19 protein-coding genes are annotated in these 20,690 nt (G+C 67.2%); 4 read left to right on the top strand and 15 right to left on the bottom strand.

Going from position 1 to position 20,690, the window contains the following annotated elements:
• Positions 1-159: 159 nt before the first annotated feature.
• Together DFI_RS18665 and DFI_RS18660 are read right to left on the bottom strand one after the other, a co-directional pair.
• Entirely contained in the window at positions 160-1,101 is a 942-nt protein-coding gene (locus tag DFI_RS18665; RefSeq protein ID WP_155864522.1) for an ArdC family protein, read from the bottom strand.
• 138 nt (positions 1,102-1,239) lie between these two features.
• Positions 1,240-2,403, bottom strand: a complete 1,164-nt coding sequence (locus DFI_RS18660) for a hypothetical protein (protein WP_027462671.1) — start codon at positions 2,401-2,403, stop codon at positions 1,240-1,242.
• Between the two features lie 84 nt (positions 2,404-2,487).
• Between DFI_RS18660 and DFI_RS18655 the strand changes: the two genes are divergently transcribed.
• Positions 2,488-3,063 carry a hypothetical protein gene (locus DFI_RS18655; protein WP_027462670.1) on the top strand — a complete coding sequence of 192 codons (576 nt, stop codon included), beginning with the start codon at positions 2,488-2,490 and terminating at the stop codon, positions 3,061-3,063.
• A 19-nt stretch (positions 3,064-3,082) separates the two neighbouring features.
• On the opposite strand, the gene DFI_RS18650 is transcribed toward DFI_RS18655, so the two are convergent.
• Together DFI_RS18650 and DFI_RS18645 are read right to left on the bottom strand one after the other, a co-directional pair.
• Positions 3,083-4,957, bottom strand: coding sequence for a vWA domain-containing protein (locus tag DFI_RS18650; protein ID WP_027462669.1), 1,875 nt, complete (start codon positions 4,955-4,957; stop codon positions 3,083-3,085).
• Positions 4,957-6,552 carry an AAA family ATPase gene (locus tag DFI_RS18645; protein ID WP_155864521.1) on the bottom strand — a complete coding sequence of 532 codons (1,596 nt, stop codon included), beginning with the start codon at positions 6,550-6,552 and terminating at the stop codon, positions 4,957-4,959. Before DFI_RS18645 ends, DFI_RS18650 begins: the two co-directional genes overlap by 1 nt.
• 402 nt (positions 6,553-6,954) lie before the next feature.
• On the opposite strand from DFI_RS18645, the gene DFI_RS20410 reads away from it, so the two are divergent.
• Both DFI_RS20410 and DFI_RS20405 read left to right on the top strand, forming a co-directional pair.
• On the top strand, positions 6,955-7,488 hold the full coding sequence (locus DFI_RS20410; RefSeq protein WP_155864520.1) for a carboxypeptidase: 534 nt from the start codon (positions 6,955-6,957) through the stop codon (positions 7,486-7,488).
• Positions 7,489-7,655: 167 nt separating this feature from the next.
• A complete protein-coding gene (locus tag DFI_RS20405) occupies positions 7,656-9,215 on the top strand; it encodes a hypothetical protein (RefSeq protein ID WP_155864519.1) in 1,560 nt (519 codons plus the stop codon).
• Between the two features lie 181 nt (positions 9,216-9,396).
• Here DFI_RS20405 and DFI_RS18630 read toward each other — a convergent pair whose 3' ends face one another.
• The gene (locus DFI_RS18630; RefSeq protein ID WP_244940421.1) at positions 9,397-11,553 is read right to left on the bottom strand and encodes a HelD family protein; all 2,157 of its coding nucleotides are present in this window, start codon (positions 11,551-11,553) and stop codon (positions 9,397-9,399) included.
• A 25-nt stretch (positions 11,554-11,578) separates the two neighbouring features.
• Positions 11,579-12,307 (bottom strand): 5'-3' exonuclease, encoded by a 729-nt coding sequence (locus DFI_RS18625; protein ID WP_027462666.1) that lies wholly within the window; start codon positions 12,305-12,307, stop codon positions 11,579-11,581.
• Positions 12,308-12,364: 57 nt separating this feature from the next.
• Here DFI_RS18625 and DFI_RS18620 point away from each other — a divergent pair, with 57 nt between their 5' ends.
• On the top strand, positions 12,365-12,853 hold the full coding sequence (locus DFI_RS18620; RefSeq protein ID WP_027462665.1) for a hypothetical protein: 489 nt from the start codon (positions 12,365-12,367) through the stop codon (positions 12,851-12,853).
• Between the two features lie 6 nt (positions 12,854-12,859).
• Here DFI_RS18620 and DFI_RS18615 read toward each other — a convergent pair whose 3' ends face one another.
• The 9 genes from DFI_RS18615 to DFI_RS18575 form a co-directional block, all read right to left on the bottom strand.
• Positions 12,860-13,612 (bottom strand): ABC transporter ATP-binding protein, encoded by a 753-nt coding sequence (locus DFI_RS18615; RefSeq protein WP_420810889.1) that lies wholly within the window; start codon positions 13,610-13,612, stop codon positions 12,860-12,862.
• Complete coding sequence (locus tag DFI_RS18610) at positions 13,599-14,384, bottom strand: ABC transporter ATP-binding protein (RefSeq protein WP_027462663.1); 786 nt, start codon at positions 14,382-14,384, stop codon at positions 13,599-13,601. The genes DFI_RS18615 and DFI_RS18610 overlap by 14 nt, the downstream gene beginning before the upstream one ends.
• Positions 14,381-15,379, bottom strand: coding sequence for a branched-chain amino acid ABC transporter permease (locus DFI_RS18605; protein ID WP_027462662.1), 999 nt, complete (start codon positions 15,377-15,379; stop codon positions 14,381-14,383). Before DFI_RS18605 ends, DFI_RS18610 begins: the two co-directional genes overlap by 4 nt.
• A complete protein-coding gene (locus DFI_RS18600; RefSeq protein WP_027462661.1) occupies positions 15,376-16,263 on the bottom strand; it encodes a branched-chain amino acid ABC transporter permease in 888 nt (295 codons plus the stop codon). Before DFI_RS18600 ends, DFI_RS18605 begins: the two co-directional genes overlap by 4 nt.
• Positions 16,264-16,357: 94 nt before the next feature.
• Entirely contained in the window at positions 16,358-17,512 is a 1,155-nt protein-coding gene (locus DFI_RS18595) for an ABC transporter substrate-binding protein (protein ID WP_027462660.1), read from the bottom strand.
• 58 nt (positions 17,513-17,570) lie between these two features.
• Positions 17,571-18,233, bottom strand: coding sequence for a hypothetical protein (locus DFI_RS18590; protein ID WP_027462659.1), 663 nt, complete (start codon positions 18,231-18,233; stop codon positions 17,571-17,573).
• 12 nt (positions 18,234-18,245) lie between these two features.
• Complete coding sequence (locus DFI_RS18585) at positions 18,246-18,878, bottom strand: DUF7007 domain-containing protein (RefSeq protein ID WP_027462658.1); 633 nt, start codon at positions 18,876-18,878, stop codon at positions 18,246-18,248.
• A gap of 59 nt (positions 18,879-18,937) precedes the next feature.
• Positions 18,938-19,672, bottom strand: a complete 735-nt coding sequence (locus DFI_RS18580) for a hypothetical protein (protein WP_051307685.1) — start codon at positions 19,670-19,672, stop codon at positions 18,938-18,940.
• 61 nt (positions 19,673-19,733) lie between these two features.
• Positions 19,734-20,687 (bottom strand): ParB/RepB/Spo0J family partition protein, encoded by a 954-nt coding sequence (locus tag DFI_RS18575; RefSeq protein ID WP_027462656.1) that lies wholly within the window; start codon positions 20,685-20,687, stop codon positions 19,734-19,736.
• Positions 20,688-20,690 lie beyond the last annotated feature (3 nt).

Raw genomic sequence — 20,690 nt, 5'->3', positions numbered from 1 at the left:
ACCTGTTCTACCAGCCGCTGGACAGCCGGCAGGACTTCACGCGCGCCTGCTTCTCCCGCGTGAGCCTGCTCGGCCCGGTGAAGGTGGAACCCTACAAGGACCGGGCGGACGTCCGCCAGCTCACCTACCAGGTGTGGCCGGTCACGTGGCCCGACGCGCTCAGGGCCGGGGCCATGAGTGACTACCTGCCGGCGTCGTATGGAATGCCGCGGCAGGTGGTAACGGCAGCGGTGTGGGATGACGGGGCGGGACAGTGGAAGGTGAGCAAGACGGGCCTGGCTGAGCAGCCTCCGGTGACGCCGGCAACTCCGAACTGACGAGGTCGGGCCGCAGCACCTTCAAGATCGCTTCGGCACTTTCCTGGGCGCGCTTCATCGCGTTGCCCAGCTTTTTCGGCTTCCCGCCCCAGTGCGCGACCAGGCGGTCGCTTGTCACTTCCAGGGCGTCGATGTTCAGGACGGCGCAGACCATCATCGCGCCGAGCAGCGCCTCGGTCCGGCGGACGTCCGGGTCAGTCTGCGCGTTCGGGTGGCCTTCGGCCAGGGCATGCTGCGCCCAGCCGTAGAGCATCTGCTGCACGTCGCCGCCCGCGGTAGCCGTGCCGCTGGGAATCCGCAGGACGCCGGCACTGAGCGTGGCACTGGCGACGTCGGGGCTCCACTGAACGTCGAACGGGGCCGCATGCTGCACCTCCTCGATCAGCGCCTCGTCCCCGCCCCGCGTCATGCCGGGCGTCGGCAGCGCGTCGCCTTCGGTCTCGGCAATGTCGTACACCTTGACCGGCACGAAGAAGAGCGGGGTGCGGTCCTCAGCCGGTGTGCCCTCCTCCTCCGCACGCTTCCTGCCGGTGCGGGGGGCGTAGATCTCGATCCCTGCGGCGCCCGGCCTGATGGTCCGGCCCAGCTCCTCCCACTGGGTTCTGGGCAGGATCAGCGTGGCCTGCGGCGCGGCCATCACGATCAGCAGGCGGTTGTTCAGCGAGTACTTCCGCCAGCGCATGGTGCCTCGCAGCACGGCGATCAGGCGCTCGGAACGGCCGCTGGCGAGGTCCTGGGCGAGCGCCTCGGTGATGGCGGCGATCTGGGTTCTGAATTTCGACATGCTGCCCTCCCCCACCCGGACAGGGTGAAAGCCGTTGTGCCGCTGCTCACGCCCGTCGGAGGGCCGCGTGCGGGCACATGCGACGAGGCCTGCACGGGACAGTGCAGGCCAGTCAGGACGGGGGAGGTTCGCAGGGGCTCAGTCGTAGATCAAGGTGTAGTCCTGGCGCGTGACGGTGTTCCCGACCGCGTCGGTGGCCGACACCCGCACCTGGTAGCTGCCTTTGGGAATGCCGCGCTCGGCCAGGTTGGCGGGCGTGATGGTGACCGTGCCGTCCCTGCCGTTGAGGTTCAGCGTGCCCAGGTCAGTTCCGGAGGGGCTGTCCAGCAGGTCGACCTGCACGTCGGTCACGCCGCTGCCCACGCTGCCGTCTTCGAGGGTGGGGTCCGCGACCGTGATGACGGCGTTCCGGGGCACAGCCTGGACGGGATCCTGACTGTTCAGCACCGCGGTATGCACGATCAGGGGTGAGCTGGGCGAGTTCGTCACGGCCGGGGCGCCAAAGTCAGTGTTGATCGTGGCGATGACGAGGTTCTCCGGACTGGTCTGGTTGCCGAGCTTGTCCTGAATGCCGGCGGTCTTGATCTGGTAGCCGCTGGCCTCGAACTCCAGGAGCTCGTTGGTGTTCCTGAAGTTTTCCCGCTGCAGGAGGTTGTTGCGGTACACCGACAGGATCACCTGGTTGAAGGCCGGGTGCTCGGGATCACTGCTCAGGACGTTGTCCATGCCCACGCCACTGCCGCGCGTGAGGCTGTTGGCGCTGGAGTTGTCGGTGTAATCGGTGCGGAACGCGACCCCGGCCGGGAGGTACTGGGTGGCGTTGAGCACGGACCGGTTGACGGTCCTCCCGTCGGCATCCTGGTACACCACGTACACGCCGCGGGTGCCTTCCGGGGCGTGATCGTCGATGTTGAGGGTCCGCTGCGCCAGGAGGACGTCCTTGTCGTAGACGGAGAACGTCACGGGCGTGTTGTTGAACAGCGCCCTGTTGAGGGTGTCGTACGGCACGGTGGCGGTGGTCCCGGCGCCGGTGACGTTCCCGAGACTGCTGACCCAGCGCAGGTCCGCGGCCGCGCCCACGTGGTTGTTCAGGGTGAGCTTCAGGGGGCCGCCGCCAAACACCTGGAACTCGAACTTGCTGCCGCACTTGGCCGGGTCGGGCGTGCACACCCACCGGCCCTCGACTCCGATGCTGGTCTCCGGGGCGAGCGGCGCGTTGCCGTTGGGGAGAGGCAGCACCGTGCCGCAGCTGGCCAGCAGCAGGGGAAGCAGGACGAGCGAAGCGGAAGGTCGTAGGGTCATGTTCGATTCTTGACTGCAGGTGGGTGGTCGCAATGGTCCTGGACACCGCCGGGACCGGGCGGGTCTGCGGGTAGCCTGGGCGACATGCAGCCTTTCGTGCACTACCTCAACCTCGACACGTCCCGGATGAGCCCGTTCACCACGCAGGACCAACAGGACCTGCTCAGCGACATCAACCACCCGAAGGTGCTCGCGCAGTTGAGCCGATTCCCGCTGCACCAACTGGAGCTGCGCAGCAACCTGGGCGGTGACGCCGGCCGGCATGACGTCAGTACGGTGAACGGACAGCGGCGGTCAACCGTGTGGATCAACACGGCCCCCCGCGTCGTGACGACACTCGACATCACCCACAAGCACGCGGTGACCTCTCGGGAGTACTACGCGATCGTGCTGCTGCATGAGATCGGTCACGTACTGGCTCACACGATGAAGGACGCGCCGCAGAGGGACGTGTTCCTCCGACAACTTCAAGACAAGAAAGGCGTCACGGACTACGCGGTCGGCCGGACGGTCGCCCAGGGCGAAACGAAGTACGCCCCCACCCTGGCCGAGTACGTGGCGGAGACCTTCACGGCGGCGGTGCATCCCCGCCTCACCGGTCTGCACAAGTACGACCCAGACGGCGTCCAAGCCATGCAGGCCATCATCGCCAGCTGGTGACCTCCCCAGGCGGACGCCGCTACCCCATCCGGGCGTGGGCAGTGATCAGGGTGGCGCTGAGCATCCGCGCGACACTGCCGACGTCGGGGCAGGCCTGCGTGTGCCCGAACGCCTTGCCCCAGGTGTGCAGCGCCCGCTGGTTGGTGGCGACCGGGCCGAGAAGAATCGGGATGAACCGCACGCCGCGCTGCTTGGCGGCCGTGACCAGCGTCTGCGCCGCGGCGCTGTCACCGGCGTCGAGTTCCCCGTCGCACACCACGGCCGTGACGTGCACCTCGTCCGCGGCCGGCTGCGCGGTGGACAGGACGTGCGCCAGGGCCGGGCTCAGGTGCGTGCCGCCCGACGTGGTGATGCCGCGCACCAGTCTCAGCGCGTCCATGTAGTCCATAGGGCGGTTGATGACTTCGCGGTAGGCGTCGTTGAAGACCGTGATGCGGATGCGGGCGCCGCACAGACTCGCGGCCCGGACGATCATCATCGCGGTGTCGCGTCCGGCCTGAATGCCCGGTCCATGCATGCTGCCGGAGACGTCCAGCAGCAGGTCGAGGAAGATCTTCTTCGGCTTGTCGTGAACGGTGCGCTTCTCGAACACCTTCTCCCGGCCGCGCAGGTCACGGCGGTAGCTGTACTTGCCCCGGCTGCGGTGCGGCGTGGTCCGGCCAGGCGCTTCTTTGGGACGCAGCAGCGGCGCGAGCTTCCGGGCGTACCCTTCCACGCCGTCCACCGTGAGGTCCACTGGTCCCGGCACGGGCAGCGGCATCGCCGGCAGCGTGCCGTCCCCCTGCCCCGCGCCCTGACCCCCATTCGTGCTGGCCGACTCGGTCGGCTCAGGGTCTTCGGGGCTGTCCTCGCCTGCGCCACTGGCCGACACGGCCCGGTCCCAGGACTGGGGGGTGTGGGTCTGCCCGTCATCGGGAACGCTGGGGGGCCGTGGCGTGCCGGTCTGGTCCACCGCGTCCCCCTCCCCTGCCCCGGCGTCGTCCTCGCCAGGGGCCTCCGTCTCGCTCTGGCCGGACCCTTCCGCGCGCTGGGAGCCTTCGTCCTCACCGGCCGGTCCGGCGCCTGGCGTGCCGTCACCTTCCGCGTCCGCCTCGCCCTGCCCTGGCGTCCCGGAGGCTGGGGCAGCCTCGCCATCCCCATCCTGGTCCGGTTCGCCGGTGTCGCCCGGCTCACCTGCATCGTCACCAGCAGGGCCAGCCTGCTCCTGCGGGGCGGCCTGGTTGTCCGCAGGCGGCGCGGGGCGCTCCCCGACCGGCAGCTCCAGCAGGCGCGCGACGTCCCACGCGAGGTCCGACACCACGCCGCTGCTGGGGGCGGTCCAGGCCGCTTCCACCAGGGGCCTCACCTGGTCCCACAAGGCGGCCTGCTCCGCGCTCGGCTGCCACAGCGGTGTGCTGCGGTCATGCTCGAAGCGCCAGATGAGCACGCCCTCGTGGGCACTGAAGTTCCAGCGGTCACGGCCCATGGCAGAAACGACGTCCCCGAGGTAGGTGAACAGGGACGTGAGTTCCGGGTACTGCTCGGCCATGAGGCGCTCCATGCGCTCGTCTTCCATCGAGTTCCAGATGGCGTGAACGGTCGCCTGCTGCGGTCCCAGGTCCGAGTGCCGGACGTGCCCGGCCTCGTGACAGATGACGGCCTTGAGCCAGGCCATCTGCCGCGCGAAGGGCGTCCCCGGGTCGAAGCGCAGCGGCCCGCTCACTTCGGGAATGTCCGTGTTGATGTACAGGACCTTGCGCACCTGGTTGACCCAGGCGAGGTCGTCGCTGCGTTCCAGCAGCACGTCGTACGTGCGGCGGCGGCTGGTGAAGCGGAACAGGTCAGTGACCCAGCGGCGCACGGCCGGCTGTTCATGCCAGGCCTGCGAAGCCCGGACGCGGGGCAGGGTGATCATCACAGGCCTCCGAGGGTCTGGTTGAAGCGAATGACTTCTTTCAGGAAGTCGATGGTGGTGCTCACCCCCACCTCCTCCAGCGACCCGTCCGGGTTGCGCGCCGCGCAGTGCGGAACGGCCGTGACCAGCGCCGCTTCGACCAGCGCGTCCGCGGGAGGCATGCCGTCCTCGAGGCACGCCCGGGTCTCCTGCAGCATCGCGATGACCTTGCGCGGATCGAGGGGCCGGGCGAGGTTGCCGTCCCCACTCTGGTAGTGGCTGTAGACGTTGTTCTCGAACTCCTGCGCGACCTTGGCGATGCGCTCCGCGCCGGGCACGCCGGCCAGGATGCGCTCGTACAGGCTGAGGGTGACTTTCGGCTCGGCGCGGGGCATGTCGATGACCAGGTGAATGCGGGAGAGCAGGGCCGCGTCGATGTTGGCGGCGACCTGCAGGTGGTCCTCGCCCATGTTCGTGGTCATCAGCCAGCTGAGGTGAGGTTTGGGCGCGAACAGCAGGGTGCCCTGTGGCAGCTGGAGCATGTAGTACCGCGCGTCCGGGTTCGGCAGGTGGGCCTTGATGATCCCCGCCTGCTTCTCCGGGTCCTGCTTGGCGATGAGCGGCTGGATCACGGCCACGGCGTCGTCGTAACTGAGTTCGTCCATGGCCGTGACCAGGACGTTGAGGGTCTCGGGCAGGAAGCGCAGGATCTCGTCGATGTGCAGGATGGTCGGGCCGCGGCTGGCCAGCCGGAACGCCCGGGCGAGCGGTCCGTCCACCCACGTCGCCTTGCTGTCCGCGCCAGGCGTGTACATCCCCAGAAAGTCCTGGTCTTCGATGCCGGGCGAGCCGCGCATCTTCACGACGGCGTGCCCGGTCTGCAGGACCAGCTGCTTGATCGTCTCCGTCTTGAACACGCCGGGCGGGCCGATCAGGAGGGCCGCGCCGCCGCGGCGGGTGAGCCGGGCAAGCCGGTTCAGGACGCTACTCTTGCTGGTCGGAGCGGGGCTCAGGCCAGGCTGGATGCCGAGGATCTGCGCGATGCGTTCAGGCGTCACGAGCGTCAGGCCGGCCACGCCGCTGATCACGGGCGTCGTTGACATGGTCAGGGCGCGGCCTTTGTTCTCGAAGTACGCGGCGTCAACCACGCGGTGCATCTCGGTGATGAAGTCGTCGTTCTGCTCGGGGAGGGCCTTGAGGGCGCTGCTGCTCACGGGGTAGCCGCTGAGGTTCGCCACGGCCGACAGCGCCGAGCGGGTTTCGGGAGCGATGCCCAGCAGCAGCGCCTCGGCGAAGACCAGCGCGGCCCGCAGGGTGGGATTGCTGGAGTCGCTGGCGGACCACAGGCGCCCGCCGGAACCGGGGACGCTGCCGGCACTTTCCTGCCCGCCGGTACTGCTCTGGTACGTGACGTAGACGCGGTCGCCGTCGTGGTAGATGGAGACCTCGCCGATCAGGATCTTCACGGCGCCCAGGGCGATGGTGGGCGAGTACTTGCGGGCGGCGACATTCCCGGCGGCGCTGAACGCCTGCGGCCGGATCGTCTGGTTGCGGGAGAAGTGACGGGTTTCGAAGAACTTCTCCTCGCGCTGGAAGGCACCATCGAAGATTTTCATGCGGGGCCGCACCACCCCGGTGCCAGACCGGGGTGAGGGTCTTTGCGGGGATCAGGACGGTGGCAGAGCGCCGCCGTGGACGCCACCAAAGTGCGATCTCGGGCGTCAGCCTATGTGCACCCAGCACCGGCCGTGACCGTCGAGGGCGCGTGGCCTGTGGGGTGGCGAGTGTTCGTGAGGCAGGTTGGCCAGCCTCCTGACCGTGCGTCGAATCTTCAGGGGCAGCAGGTGCAATTTGAGCCTGTAGACAGACCGCGACGACATCTGGGCCGGTCTTTTCCACGCGCGGCTGCACATACGGTCTTTTCCAGTCGAAATCCATAGTACGATGGGGCATCTCCACCCTGCACACTGGTCGCTTCGCTTTGGCATGCCTTCATCCCTTGGGACACAGGTGGAACCATGGTCAATCGATTTCGGCTCAGTCCGCTCCTCCTGCTGTGCTCCGCCGCCCTGAGCCTGCAAGCACTTCCCAGCCCGCAGGTCCTTGCTCAACAGGCGATGGGTCACCAAAACCTGACGTTCCTGAACGTCCACGTCAAGCCGGCCAAGGGACATGAGAAGGACCAGGCCACTGCACTCGACAACATCACTCAAGCGGCCAGGGGTCAAGCGGTTCGTCGAAGTGCGTATGAAAACGCGCCAGGCGGGACGACCACCTTAAAGGCTCAGATGCTGTATGGGCTGCTGCGCATCGCGGACAAGTACCGCCTGCGCGTCACCGACCTGGCCGGAGGAAGCCACGAGCCCAACTCGCGGCACTACCTAGGCGTGGCGTTCGACGCCGATACGATCAACGGAGTGCGCGTTTCCAAAAACAACCCGAGTTATGCGGAGGTGATGCGCCTGTGCCGCCTCTATGGCGCCACGGAGATCTTGGGACCAGGTAAAGCCGGCCATAGCTACCACATTCACTGCGCGTGGCCTAAGCCGTGACGTCCACGCGACTCGCTGGAAGAAGTGTGGGGCACCGCTCGGGCCTGGAGGACGTCTGCAGAGGCTGAGGAAGAACGGCTCACGGATCGGCGAACGCGCTCGCGTTGGGCCATGGGGCTCCTCGGATTTAGTCTTCACCATTGGGTTTCGGCTTCAGGGAGGCTGACATGAAGAGATGGGGAGTCTGGTTTGCCGCATGTACGCTGACGCTGACTACGCAATCGGCCGCACAGGATGGTTCTGCCACCATCTCCCATCCAGCCTTGCCTGCCTTTGATTTTCTGGACAATTTCAATCCAAAAGACCCGTTTGCAAAGGTTGGTCGTCGTTGCGCTATCAAATCCCCGGACGCGGACACCACGAGTTCCAATCCGGCCCTTTCAGCGTCTCTGAAAGATCAACCATCAGCCACTGTGGAACAGCGTTATAGCTTGGTTTCTACAGTGGCTGAGTTGTACGAAGCCTTAAAGATCGACGCGTCATTATCTGCAAAGTACGGCATATTCAAAGGAAAGGCAACCTTCTCTCTTGAGCAGCGTCTCGCCTTAACGGGTATGGATTTAGTCTTCGTGTCAAATGCGACGAGTATTTCCGAGCCGCAGTCCATAGCAGGGGAAACCAATCCAAGAATATTGGTAGAATATTTTGGTACCTCAGACCCGGGCAAGTTAGCGGCCATGGCAAAAAAACCAAACGACCCGTCGTACGCCAATAGGTACGACGCGTTCGTGCAGGATTGCGGCACCGCCTTTGTGAGTGGGAAGGTCCGTGCCAGCGGTGCGCACATTGTGGTTGTCTTCCGTTTCGCTTCGAAGGACACGTACTCCCGTGTACGCGCGAACGCCTCCGCGAGCGCTGGAACGTCTGGGAAAGTCTCATTTTCTATGGATCAATTGCTGGACGCTGTTGAAGGGATGTCGCAGGTTCAAGCAGAGGCAGTGTCGTATGGGGGAGCGCAACTTTCCGCAGCACCACTGCTGCCACGACCACTGATGCTTTTGGCGGAGAACGCATCATCTCAAGCGGACATCGAAGCTATTCGAAGCGCAAACAAAAGTGAAGTCAACAAATTCATGGACAGCGTCTATACCTTTTACAGGGAGACATTAAAGGGGTTGTCGGGCCAGACGGTTATCGGCTACCAGATCACCCGGTACAACAAGCTGTACCCACCCAACAGCGATCTGCAGAAGATGTTGGGGCTCAACAATGAACGACTTCAGCTTTATGCCGCTCAATACGCGTCCCTCATGGACATCATCAAGCAGTTCAAAACGGTTCGGCTGCTCGGAGCGGACCGCCCTTCGGGAACCTCCTCAGGCTTCAAACCGAACGAGGAAGAGACCATCATCAATCTCCATAAAGCGGAGCTGGAGCGACTCCTGGGAGAGTTGAACAGGGCAGTGGACGAAACGTACCGAAAAGCCCGTGAATGCCTGGATGTCACCGAAAAGATCTGCCCTCCACCAAGCACGGCGCACTGGTTCCGGAGGTTGCCCTCATTTGCCATTCCTGTGTACGACGCACCCCGACAGTTGGCTTCTGTTTCCTCCATTGAAACTGACGAGATCCTCCCCTTTGATCCGTCACACGAATTCTTGCCTCAGTACAAGGTGGTACCGCAACTGGTCGAGACATTCCTCAGTCAACAGGTCAACCAACGCTTGCAAAAACAGCTGAAACCCGTCATCCCCCAGATAAAGCGGCCCCGAGTGCAGTTGAGGTAGAGACCGCTCTCCCGGACCGGCTTTTGCTGGGAACGTGCTGCGCGGTACACGCCCGCAAGTGTTTTTGGTTGCCTGCGCGGCGGACTTTCTGCCACAGACGGCTTGTAGACGCTGGCCAAGGGTTGCCTGCCTATCGCCCGGAAAGGATCCGACGGCGGCAGTCCGTTTCCTTACGGGCGCATCAGGCCAGAACGGGGTGCAGGGGTGGAGGCGGTTTCAGGAGGTCGTGCAGGGCGCCGGGGGCGTGCAGGCTCAGGGCGTGGAGGCCGCGGGAGACGGTGACGTACAGGAGGCGCCGTTCATATTCGACGGCCGGATCGTAGTGGTCGTTGTCGGCGTTGACGGCCACGCACGCGTCGAATTCAAGGCCCTTGGCGTAGTGCACGGGCAGGACGACCACTCCGCCCCGGTACCGGCACTGCTCGGTGGTGATGGGCTGGGCGTCCACGTCGTGGAGCCGCAGGGCCGGACTGAGGCGGTCCGCTTCGAGCACGTTGCGGGTGACCAGCGCGATGTTGCGGTGACCCGCGGCGAGGAGGCTCCTGACTTCCCCGGCGAGTCCCTGGAGGCCCAGGCCTTCGCTGCGGCGCACCGCTTCTCCGCTGCGGTCCACGCCCACGACCGGGCTTCCGGAGCGGTTGTACGTCTGCGCGATCTGCGCTGCAACGGCCGTGATCTCCCGGGTCGAGCGGTACGTGCGCGTGAGCGTGGCGACCTGTGCGCCGCCGAGCACCTGCTCGACCTCCCGCCAGTCGTTCGGCCCCTTGTACCCATGCAGGCCCTGGTTGAGGTCCCCCAGGACGCTGATGTGCCCGGGGCGGGTGGCGCGGGCCATCATGCGGTACATCAGCGGGCTGTAGTCCTGCCCTTCGTCGAGCACCACGTGCGCGTACTCGTGCAGCGCCCGGCCTTCCCGCCGCCCGATACCGCTCAGGAGGGCGTAGCAGGTCAGGATGGCGGGGAGTTCCACCACGTCGATGCTGGCCGTGCGGGCGCGCGGCACGCCCGCGAGGGGGTCGAGCGTGAGCGCGTGAAGTTGGTGCCGGGTCAGCAGGTCCGCGCCGATCGCCTGGAGCCGCTGGGGGTCGGCGAGCAGGCGTCGGGTTTCGGTGACGGGCTGCAGGCCGAGGAAGACCTGGCGCAACACGCGGCCGAGCAGGTCCTGCCACGTGGCCTGGGCCGCCGCGTCTCCGGCGTCCGCGCCGCTCTGCGCAGCGAAGTGCGCGTGCAGCTGGCGGGTCAGCTCGTGACGGTACCCGAGCCGCGAGTCCACCTGCACCGTCTGCGCAATCAGCAGGGCGAGGGCGGGCGGGTCGATGCGGTACGTCACCGTCCGGCCCAGGTACTCGCTGCGCTGCTCCAGGTGGGTGGCCCGGGCGTTGCCCTGGAGGCGGTCGCGCAGGTGCCGGCGAAGCACTTCTTCGATCCGGGCGCTGCCGAGCGCTTTGGCCCGCAGCCACGCCTGCTTGCGCCGGGTGGTGTCGCGGTCGGTGAGCAGCAGGTGCAGTGTCCGGTCCTCCAGCGTCATCTTCTCCACGCCCAGGAAGCCCAGGGCCCAGCGTTCCGGGGTCGTGACGGTCACGGCGTCCAGGCCCAGGCCGGGCAGGACCTTGCGGGAGTAGTCCGCGAGGATCTCATTGGGCATCAGGACCATGCAGTGCGCCGCGTCCGCCTGATGCTGCCGGCGTTCAGGGTGGGCCATCCAGGCGAGGCGGTGAAACCCGATGGTTGTCTTGCCGCTGCCAGCCGCGCCCTGAATGACGCAGTTGCGTCCCGCGTCCAGGCGCACGGCGTCGTTCTGTTCGGGCTGGAGGGTCTGGACCACGTCGCGCATGCCGGTTGTGGACGCTTCGCCCAGCCGCTCGATCAGGACCTGCTCGCGAGCGCCGGTCTCTCCCCCGGCCCGGGCGTCGTACAGGTCGGAGACGCGCAGCAGCGTCTTGTCCCGAACGTCCAGCTGGCGCTTGTGGAGCACGGTGCCGCGGAGGCGGGTGGGCGTGGTCCATTCCGTGCGGGTCTGGTAGAACAGGCCGCCCACGTCAGACTCCCAGGACACGACGTGGTGGGGGCCCTTGAGGTCCTGGAAGGCATGCTTGCCGATGTACAGCGCCTGCGTGCGGCCGCCGATGTTGACCTGCATGCGCCCGAAGTACGGCGCGTGAACGTGTGGGGAGAGCACCGCGGCGAGTTCCTCGGCGGTGTCGGCCAGGGTCAGGCTGGTTTCGAGGTCTGCACCGGCGTTGCGGTCACGGTCCTCCCAGGCTTCGATCTGGCGCAGCATCGCCTTGACGGTCCCCTCCAGGTGCGTTGCTTCGGCGGCATGGTCAGGATGCGTCACGCCTTTCACGTTATGGACAAGTGGGTCATTCCGGGTGGAGGCGGCGCACGGGCGCCCGGATGACGAGCGTGGTGAGGGTCAGAGCATGCTGAAGCTGATCGGGCGTCACCTGACGCAGGCCCTGCTGGGTGCGGTGGTCGAATCCGGTCAGCTGAGCGTAGACAGCCTCGACGCTGCCTGCCTGCCGCACGACCTGGCAGGCCCGGCTGTGCCCGATGTCCGGCACCCCGGGAATGTTGTCGCTCGCGCAGCCGCACAGCGCCTTGTACAGGGAGTGGCGGTCCCGGGGGAAGCCGTACCGCTGGGCGTACTCGTCGGGTCCGAACGTCTTGCGGTTGGCGGGGCTGTAGATGCTGACGCGCTCGCGCACGCATGCGTGCAGGTCGGCGTCTGTCGAGACGATCACCACGCGCTCCGGGGCGCGCTCGGCCAGGGTGGCGATGACGTCGTCCGCCTCATGGTCGTCGGCCTGGGCGCAGATGCAGCCGAGCTCGTGCATCAGGTCGGCGCTGTGGTTGAGCAGGTCCTCCAGGGCCTGCGGTTTGCTGCCCCGCGTCCCCTTGTACGTGGGGTCGAGCTGCTTGCGGAAGTTGGTGGGGGCGTCGATCGCGGCGATCACGTGCCGTGGCTGCAGGGCGTGCCGGTACTCGCGCAGCCGGTCCCGGACCGCGTTGCGCGTCCCGAAGCCGCGGGCACTGAAGTACGACCGGGCGATCAGGTTGCTGGCGTCGAGCAGAAGGTCGGTGTGCGTCATAGGGGCAGGCGCTCCTTTGAACGATTTCAGTCATTTTGCGTGGCCTACAGTGCAGGCATGACTAACGTGGTGGGCCACCTGGAGGCGGCGGGCGAAGCCCTGGATCTCAACTTCGTCTACTCCAACGGCGTCGCCAAGGGCCGGGCGGGCGGGCTGTTCGACGGCCGCAACGTCAACCTGACCTGCGAAGGCCGCCGCGTGCGGGGCATGATCGGCGAACTGGTCGAAGGCGTGAGGATCGACGGGCGGTTCGACCCGCATGAACTGGAGTTCCGGATCGGGGACACGATGCGCGGACTGACCGTGCTGGTCGCGCTGGACGGCCCGGAAGCGCAGGGCATGATCCGGGGCGCGACGCAGAACCTGGATTTCGAAGTGGTCCGGCAGGGTCAGCGCAACGAGGGCCGCTTCAAGTTTCAGGATGAACCCCAGTCGTCGGGGTTCATCCTGCAGTGCGAGCCCGACGTGCCGCTGTCCGCCGTGGTCGTGATGGGCGTCTGCGCCTGGGCTGCCCTCGATGAGCGCAGTGACGGCCTGGCGGACTGAGCCGGCCTACACCCCCAGGTACGCTTTGATGATGTCCGGGTCGTCCATCAGGTCGCGGCTCGGCCCTTCCTTGACCAGCTGGCCGAGTTCGAGCACGTACGTGCGGTCGGTGACTTTCAGCACCTGACGCACGTTCTGCTCGACCAGAAGCACGGTCAGGCCCAGCTCGCGCAGGTTGCCGATCACGCGCATGACTTCGGTCACCACCAGGGGAGCGAGGCCCAGGCTGGGCTCGTCCATCAACAGCACCTCCGGTTCGCTCATCAGCGCCCGGCCGATCGCGACCATCTGCTGCTCCCCGCCGGACAGGGCCGCGGCCTGGGTCAGGCGCTTTTCCGTCAGGCGGGGGAAGAACGCGTACACCTTCTCCAGGTTCGCGGCCCGGTTGGCTTTGGTGCGGGGCAGGTACGCGCCCATGAGCAGGTTCTCCTCCACGGTCATCTGCCCGAACAGCTGGCGGCCCATCGGCACGTGGGCCACGCCCATGTCCGTGATCCGGTGGGGCGGCACGCCGTTGAGGTTCTGCCCCCGGTACGTCGCGGCGCCGCCGCGCGCCCGGAGCATGCCCGAGAGCACCCGGAGAATGGTGCTTTTGCCGCTGCCGTTGCCGCCGACCAGGCCGACGAGTTCGCCCTTGTTGACGTGCAGCGACACGCCGAAGACCACCTGCACTTCGCCGTAGGCGACGTCAATGCCGTGCGCGTCGAGCACCCGGTCAGGCGTAGGCAGGGCCGCAGGGTGGGGGTCAGTCATGGTCATCTCCCAGGTAGGCGCGGATGACGTCCGGATGGGCGGCCACCGCGTGCGGGTCGCCCTCTGCGAGCAGTTCGCCGAAGGCCATGCAGATCACGTGATCCGACAGGCTCATGATCACGTGCATGATGTGCTCGACCATCACGATGCCCAGGCCGGACCGGGCGAGTTCGCGGATCAGCGCGACCATCTCCTGCTGCGCGGGCGGGTTGAGTCCGGCGATGCTCTCGTCGAGAAAGAGCAGCCGGGGTTCCATCGCCAGTGCCTTGGCCAGTTCCAGGCGGCGGCGGCGGGCGAGGTTGAGCTGCGCGGCCGGCTGCGCGGCGCGGTCGGCCAGGCCCACCCGCTCGAGCACCGCGTAGGCGTGGTCTTCTGCCGCGCGGCCGCGGTACTTCAGGAAGGCGGCGACCAGCACGTTCTCCAGCACGCTGAGGTCCTCGAAGGGACGCTCGACCTGGAAGGTGCGGGCCATCCCAAGCCGGGCGCGGGTCTGCGGCGGCAGGTGGGTGATGTCCCGGCCCGCGTAGGTCACGCGGCCCTGACTGGCCCGCACGAACCCGGTCAGGGCGTTGAACAGGGTGGTCTTCCCCGCCCCGTTCGGACCGATCAGGCCCAGGATCTCCCCTGGGCGGACAGCGAGGCTGATGTCCTTGACGGCCGTGACCCCGCCGAACCGGACGGTCACGCCATGCGCTTCAAGAAGCGGCGGGCCTTTGGGCGCGTGAATCACGTCACCGGGGAAGGTGGTGAGTTCAGGCAGGACAGGACCCCCGGTCATCGCGCGGTCCCCAGCTTGCGCCCGTCACCCGAGAACAGCCCCATGATCCCGTTCGGGGCGAACAGGGTCACCAGCAGGATCAGCACGCCGTAGATCAGGAGGTTGGCGCTGCTGAACACGTTGCGGAACACCTCACCGAACGTCGCGAGCAGCACCGCGCCGATCAGCGGACCCTGAATGCTGGTGCGGCCGCCGATGATGGCCATCAGGGCAATCTGGACGCTGATGGGCAATTCGAGCAGCGTGTGGGGTTCGAAGGCCTGCAGGTAGATGCCGTAGAGGGCGCCGCCCAGGGCAGTCAGTGCCGCGGAGATCATGAACGCCACGACCTTCATGCGGGTGGGGTCGATCCCGAGCGCGCGCGCGCCGTCCTCGTCCTCACGCACGGCCTGCAGCGCGTAGCCGAGGCGGGAGCGCCGGATCAGGTGGGTGACTGCGAGGGTGAGCCCCACGAACCCGAAGGCCAGCCAGTACTCCACGCGGCGGTCGAACAGGTCCAGGCCGAACAGGCGGGGCAGTTCCGGCATGAACAGCCCCTCGCTGCTGCCGGTCCATTCGCTGTTGATCGCCACCAGGCGGATGACCAGCGCCACGGCGATGGTGGAGAGCGTGAAGTAGCTGCCCCGCAGCCGGAAGGTCAGCCCGCCCCACACGGCCGCGAGCAGCACGGCCAGGGCCATTCCGATCAGGGCGCCCCACCACGGCGCCACCGGACCGCCGAAGAAGGCGGGGACGCGCTCGGGCATCGCCAGGAGCGTCATGGTGTACGCGCCGATGCCCAGCAGGGCGGCGTGCCCGAGGCTGGTCTGCCCGGCCCAACCGCCGAGGATGTTCCAGCTCATGGCCAGGCCCGCGAACAGCAGCGTCGAAATGCCGAAGTTCATGGTCTTGCCGAACACGAAGGGGTAGATGAGCAGCACGGCCAGCAGCGCGGCGCTGAGCCACAGGTTGCCGAACGTCAGGGCGCGGGGGCGCGGGAGAGGCAGGGCCGTCATACGCGCTTCACCGTCTTCCCGAACAGGCCTTCCGGGCGCAGCAGCAGCACCAGCAGGAACGCGACGAGACCGTACGCGTCGCGGTAGTTGTTGTTCACGTAGAACGCGCCGAGCGACTCGATCACGCCCAGCACCAGCCCGCCCACGAGCGCGCCGGGGAGGTTCCCGAGGCCGCCGAGCACCGTGACGATAAAGGCCTTGGTGGTGTAGTTCTCCCCCACCGTGGGAAAGGCGTACAGCAGCGGCATCAGCAGCACCCCGGCGATGGCGGCGAAGGCCACGCCCATCCCGAACACGATCGCCTGGATGTTGCTGGTCTTCACGCCCTGCAGCTCCGCCCCGAGCGGGTTCTGCGCCGTGGCACGAATGGCGCGGCCGAGTTCGGTGCGGTAGAGCAGGACGTTGAGGGCAGCGATTACGGCGAGGGTGCCCAGGCCGGCGATGAGCAGCGGCACACTGACCTGCACCCCGGCGAACGCGAACGTGTTCGTGGCGTAAGGGACGTTGATGCTCTGCGGCTGCGCGCCGAAGCCCAGCAGCAGCGTGTTGCTGATGATCAACCCCAGGCCCAGGGTCGCGAGCATGCTGCCCTCGCCGAGACGGTCACCCAGGCGCGTGAGCACCAGGCGCTGCAGGACGTACCCCAGCGCGAATCCTGCCGGTGCCGCGACCAGCAGACTCAAGTAGGGGTCGATGTTGAACATCTTGAACAGGGCGAGGCTGACGAACATGCCGATGGCGAGAAAGTCGCCGTGGGCGAAGTTGATGACTTTCATCACGCCGAAGATCAGGCTCAGGCCGGTGCCGATCAGGGCGTAGAGCCCCCCGGTCAGCAGGCCCTGAACCAGGGTCTGAAAGAACGCTGTGACGGCCACTTGATCCATGTGGACTCCTTGAGGCAAGACGACCGGGGAACGCAGTCCTGCGCGGCATTCCCCGGTGGTGGCGGTGGTGTGCGGAGCGGCGCTGCGCGCGGCGTTACCGTTCGAACTTGATGGCTTTGGGCACGACGCTCTTCGGGTAGATGGGAACGAACCGGCCGCCCTGGACCTGCTGCGCGACCATCGCGAGGGGGTTCTGGTTACGGAAGCCGTCGAAGTCCTTGAACTGCACCGGGCCGAAGGCGGTCTGCATGTTCAGGCCGTTGAGGGCCACCTTGACCTTCTCGCGGTCGGTGCTGCCGGCCCGGCGGATTGCCTCGGCCGCGACGATTACGCCCGCGTACGCCTGCGCGGCGTGGTAGCTGGGGTCGGCGCCGTTCAGGGCTTTTTTCAGGTCGATGTTGAGCTTCTGCACGCCCGGGTAGCGCAGCTGCGGAATCCAGGCGGTGGCGGTGATGACGCTCTCCGCGGCGCTGCCGCTGTCCTTGATGAACTCCGGCAGGGCAAAGCCGGCCGCCCCGCCAGCGAACAGGCGGGGCTTGACCCCGACCTCGCGCGCCTGACGCATCAGGGCCACGCTGTCCTCGGCGTAGGAGACCATCAGCAGACCGTCGGGGTTCTTGGCCTTGATGCGGTTGAGCACGGGCCGGAAGTCCGTCAGACCCTTGTCGTACCGCTGGTCTTCCACGATGGTGATGCCGTACTGCCGGGCGATCACCTGAGCGGCGTCGGCAACGCTCTTCTCGAACGCGCCGGTCCCGGCAATCACTGCCATGGTCTTGAACTTCTTCTCGCGGAAGATGTTCAGGATCACGCGGGCGTACTCGGTGGCCGGCTGGTTGAGGCGGAAGGTGTACTCGCTGCCCGGCTGGGTGATGTCGTCGCCGCTGGACGTGATCACCAGGTTCGGCACCTTCTGCCGGGCCAGGTACTGCGCCTGCGCCTTGACGAGAGAGCTGCTGTACTCGTTGATTACCAGCGGCACGCCGGCATTGACCAGGCGCTCCGCGGCGGCCAGGCCCTTATTGACGTCCGAGGCGTTGTCCTCGATGACCAGTTCGATCTTGCGGCCGCCGATGCCGCCTTTGCGGTTGACTTCGGCCGCGCCGACCTTGAACCCGGCCAGCTGCATCTTTCCGAACTCGGCGAAACGGCCGGTAACGGACGTGATGACGCCGATCTTGATGGTGGACTGCGCAGAGGCCGTGGTGGCGAGGGCGATGGACAGGGTCAGCAGAATGTTTTTGCGCATGAGGAACTCCCGAGTCGTGGCTGTAGAAGGGGCGGAGGGTGGACGGGCGTGAGTGTGGTCAGTCCGCAGGCACGGGCGGTTCCCGGGCCGTGCGGCGCAGGCGGCCCGGAAAGAACCGGCGGTGATGCGGTGAGACGTTCAGGGCCTGCAGCACGCGCGGCAGTGGCCACTGCCGGCGTTCGTCGTCGCTGGGCGGCTCGCCGTAGCGGCCGATGTCCAGCCGCGCGGTCGTGACAGGCGGCATCGGCAGCCAGTCCATGACCTGCCAGTACGGCTGGTGCAGGCAGGCGTGCGTCTCACCTGGAACGGCGAAACTGACCAGCCATGACCCCCGGGGATGCAGCTGAGACCGCTGCGACGCCGAGAGGTCAGGCCAGGAGGTGCGCGGCGTGACGTTCGGGATGCCCAGGTGGAATGGCGTGACCTGGTGTGCCTCCAGGACCTGGACGTCGAGCGGTTCGGCCGCGAACTCCGACGCCTGGAGGCTCGACGCCAGCCACTCGGGCAGGGACTGAGCACCCAACCGGTCCGCCAGGGCCCACCGGCCTTCGTGCAGCTCGGTCGCGCGCAGCCGGCCGTCCCGGCACAGCTGCCGGATGCCGCTGGCCTTGACGCTGTACAGCGCTGCGCGGTCGCCATGCCCGTACGCGGGGTCTTTGGCGTACCGCGACACCAGGTTGATCAGGAAGACGGCGTCAGGCCGGGTGACATCAGGCTGCATCTCAGACCATGGTCACGACAGGTGGGTGATTTCGGTCAGTGCCAGGAACTCAGGAGAGGCGGGCGTGAACTCGTCGGTGACCACGCACCCGAACCGCTGGGCCTGCTGCAGCGCCGCGTACCGCTCCGCGCTGATCAGGAAGTACCGCCGCTCCTCGGTGGGCGTGCCCACGCCTCCGCGGGAGGCGATGACGCCGCACGTCCCAGGCGCGATGTTCGGGTGCGCGTGCGCGCCAAGCGCACTCCAGACGATGAAGTCCTGCTGGTGCGCGGCGAGGAAGGTCTCCCGGTCGCGGGTGAGGCTCTCGCCGGGTTGCAGCGTTACGCCGTAGTGGGCTTCGTACAGGTCCGGCAGGTGGTGCTTCAGGGCGTCCCGGGCCGGGTCGGTGCCGGGCGCCCAGTACGGACGCGGAGGCAGGCCGAGCAGCACCCAGGGCACGCACCACTGCTCGTCCTCCTCGTACCAGCCCTGCGCGTCGCGCACGTGCTCGGGAATTTGAGCGTTGAGCTCCGGCGCGATGAACAGGCCGCCGTGCCCGGCAGTGCTGACGCTCCACACGCCCGGGACGACTTCACTGGCGCGCTGCACGGTGCCCCACGGGCTGTGGGTGGGTTTCGGGACGTTCTGGACTGCGGGGACGGTCATGGCAGGCTCCTGGGGGAATGCAAGGCAAGAGGAGAGCGGCGCGGCTCTCCTCTGCGGGATTACAGATCGACGATGACGGGCATGAAGCCTGAGCGCTCCACTGCGTTCTGGGCCTGGGCGCTGATGCTGCCGTCGTGATTGCGGATGATCGTCAGGGCGCTGATGGGAATCACCATGAAGATGGCCGGGACATACTCCGGGTCCGGGGCGTGGGGCGGCAGGGGCGTGACCTCATACGTCCCGCAGGTCAGCTGCCGCCGGGTGGTGCCGCCCTGCCCGGGGATCACCCAGTGCAGCCCTGCGCAGTCCTCCCCGCGTTTGTGCTGCCCACTCGGGCACAGCATGGACGACGCGGCGCTGACCGCCCGGGCATTCCGGACGCTGCCGCGCTTGTGCAGCAGCATGATGGTGCTCTGCGGCGTGATGCCCGACAGGTTGGTGCCGACAGGAATCTTGCGCGAGACCCCCATCCGCCGCGCCTCCTCGATGAAGTCCGCAGGGTACTCGTAATGCTCGCTGCCCACCCAGTCGAGGATGTGCGTCACCCCGTCTTTTTCGAGGAGGGTCACGCCCATCGGCGTGATGTGGATCTGGTCGGGATCGACCGACCAGGGCGCGTCGGTGAGGAACTGCTCGACGGGAATCCCGCCGCATGGCTGCCCGGCCTCCACGTAGATGCTGCCGGCCGTGCGTCCACTTCCGCACTGCCGGGCGCCGCCCTTGGCGAGCATGCCGGCATGCCAGATCGCAGAGGGCGGAACGGAACTGGTCGGGGTGCGTTTGCTGAGGGTCATGCGGACTCCTTGGAACGGGAAGGACGGCGAGGCGCGCGGGAAGCCCGGCGCGCCCCGGCGCTCAGATGTTGTTGACGTTCAAGCCGAATTCAGCGGGCAGGTCCGCCGCGGCCGCCGGGGTCGTCAGGGGCACCCCGAAGTCCCAGGGTTCCTCCGTGAAGGCCGGCGCAGGCTGCTCGGCCGGGGCGGCCACCTGGCCCGGGGTGACCGGCGCGGCGGCCTGCGGGCTGTCCGGGAGGCGGATGCCGAGTTCGCGGGCGAGGTCGTCAAGGGTGACGCCGCGGTCCCGGGCCATGCTGCGCACCTGCTCGGCGAGCACGGTGGCGGGCGAGAGCGCGATCAGCGGCTGGATGATGCTGATCTGGTCGAGCACGCCGAGGACCGCCCCTTTGGTTTCGTCACTCTTGCGCCGGCGGATGTCCTGCAGGTGGTCGTCGGTAAAGCGCGTGCCGTCCTGCGTGACGGTCCGGTAGGCCTCCAGGGCCAGCGCGCGGTAGTTGGTGTCCAGGCGGCTGATGCGCTCGGCCGTGCCTTCCGCGAGCTTGTTGTTTTGCAGGTCGTCGAGCATCGGCGCTGGCAGGGTGGCGAGCTTCAGGCGCTTCTTGACGAGCTTGACCGGCACGCCCAGGTCCCGCGCGAGGGACTGCACGTCGGCGTAGATCCCCTCGGCCATCACTTCACGCCAGGCGATGGCCTCCTGGACAGGGTTGGGGCTGCGGGCGGTGTTGGCGATGGCGCGTGCAGCGGCGATCTGCGCGCTGCTGCCGTCGGTGACCAGGGCGTTGACGGTGGGCAGCTTGTACGTCATGGCGGTGTGGTGCCGCCGTGAGCCGTCCACGATCTCGTACTCGAACTCCGGGTCCAGGCTGGGCTTGAGCAGGATGGCCTGCAGGATGCCCACCTTGTTGATGGACGGGATGAGGTTCTTCTTGTCCCCGGGTTTGATGCGGTCGGTCGGGACGTTCTGGATCGTGAGCGCCAGAGGCGAGTCGAACAGGGTGCGTTGATCGGACATGGC

Source organism: Deinococcus ficus (assembly GCF_003444775.1).
GTDB lineage: Bacteria > Deinococcota > Deinococci > Deinococcales > Deinococcaceae > Deinococcus > Deinococcus ficus.
The sequence above is the reverse complement of the archived record's forward strand: the minus strand, read 5'-3'. Positions and strand labels throughout refer to the sequence as shown.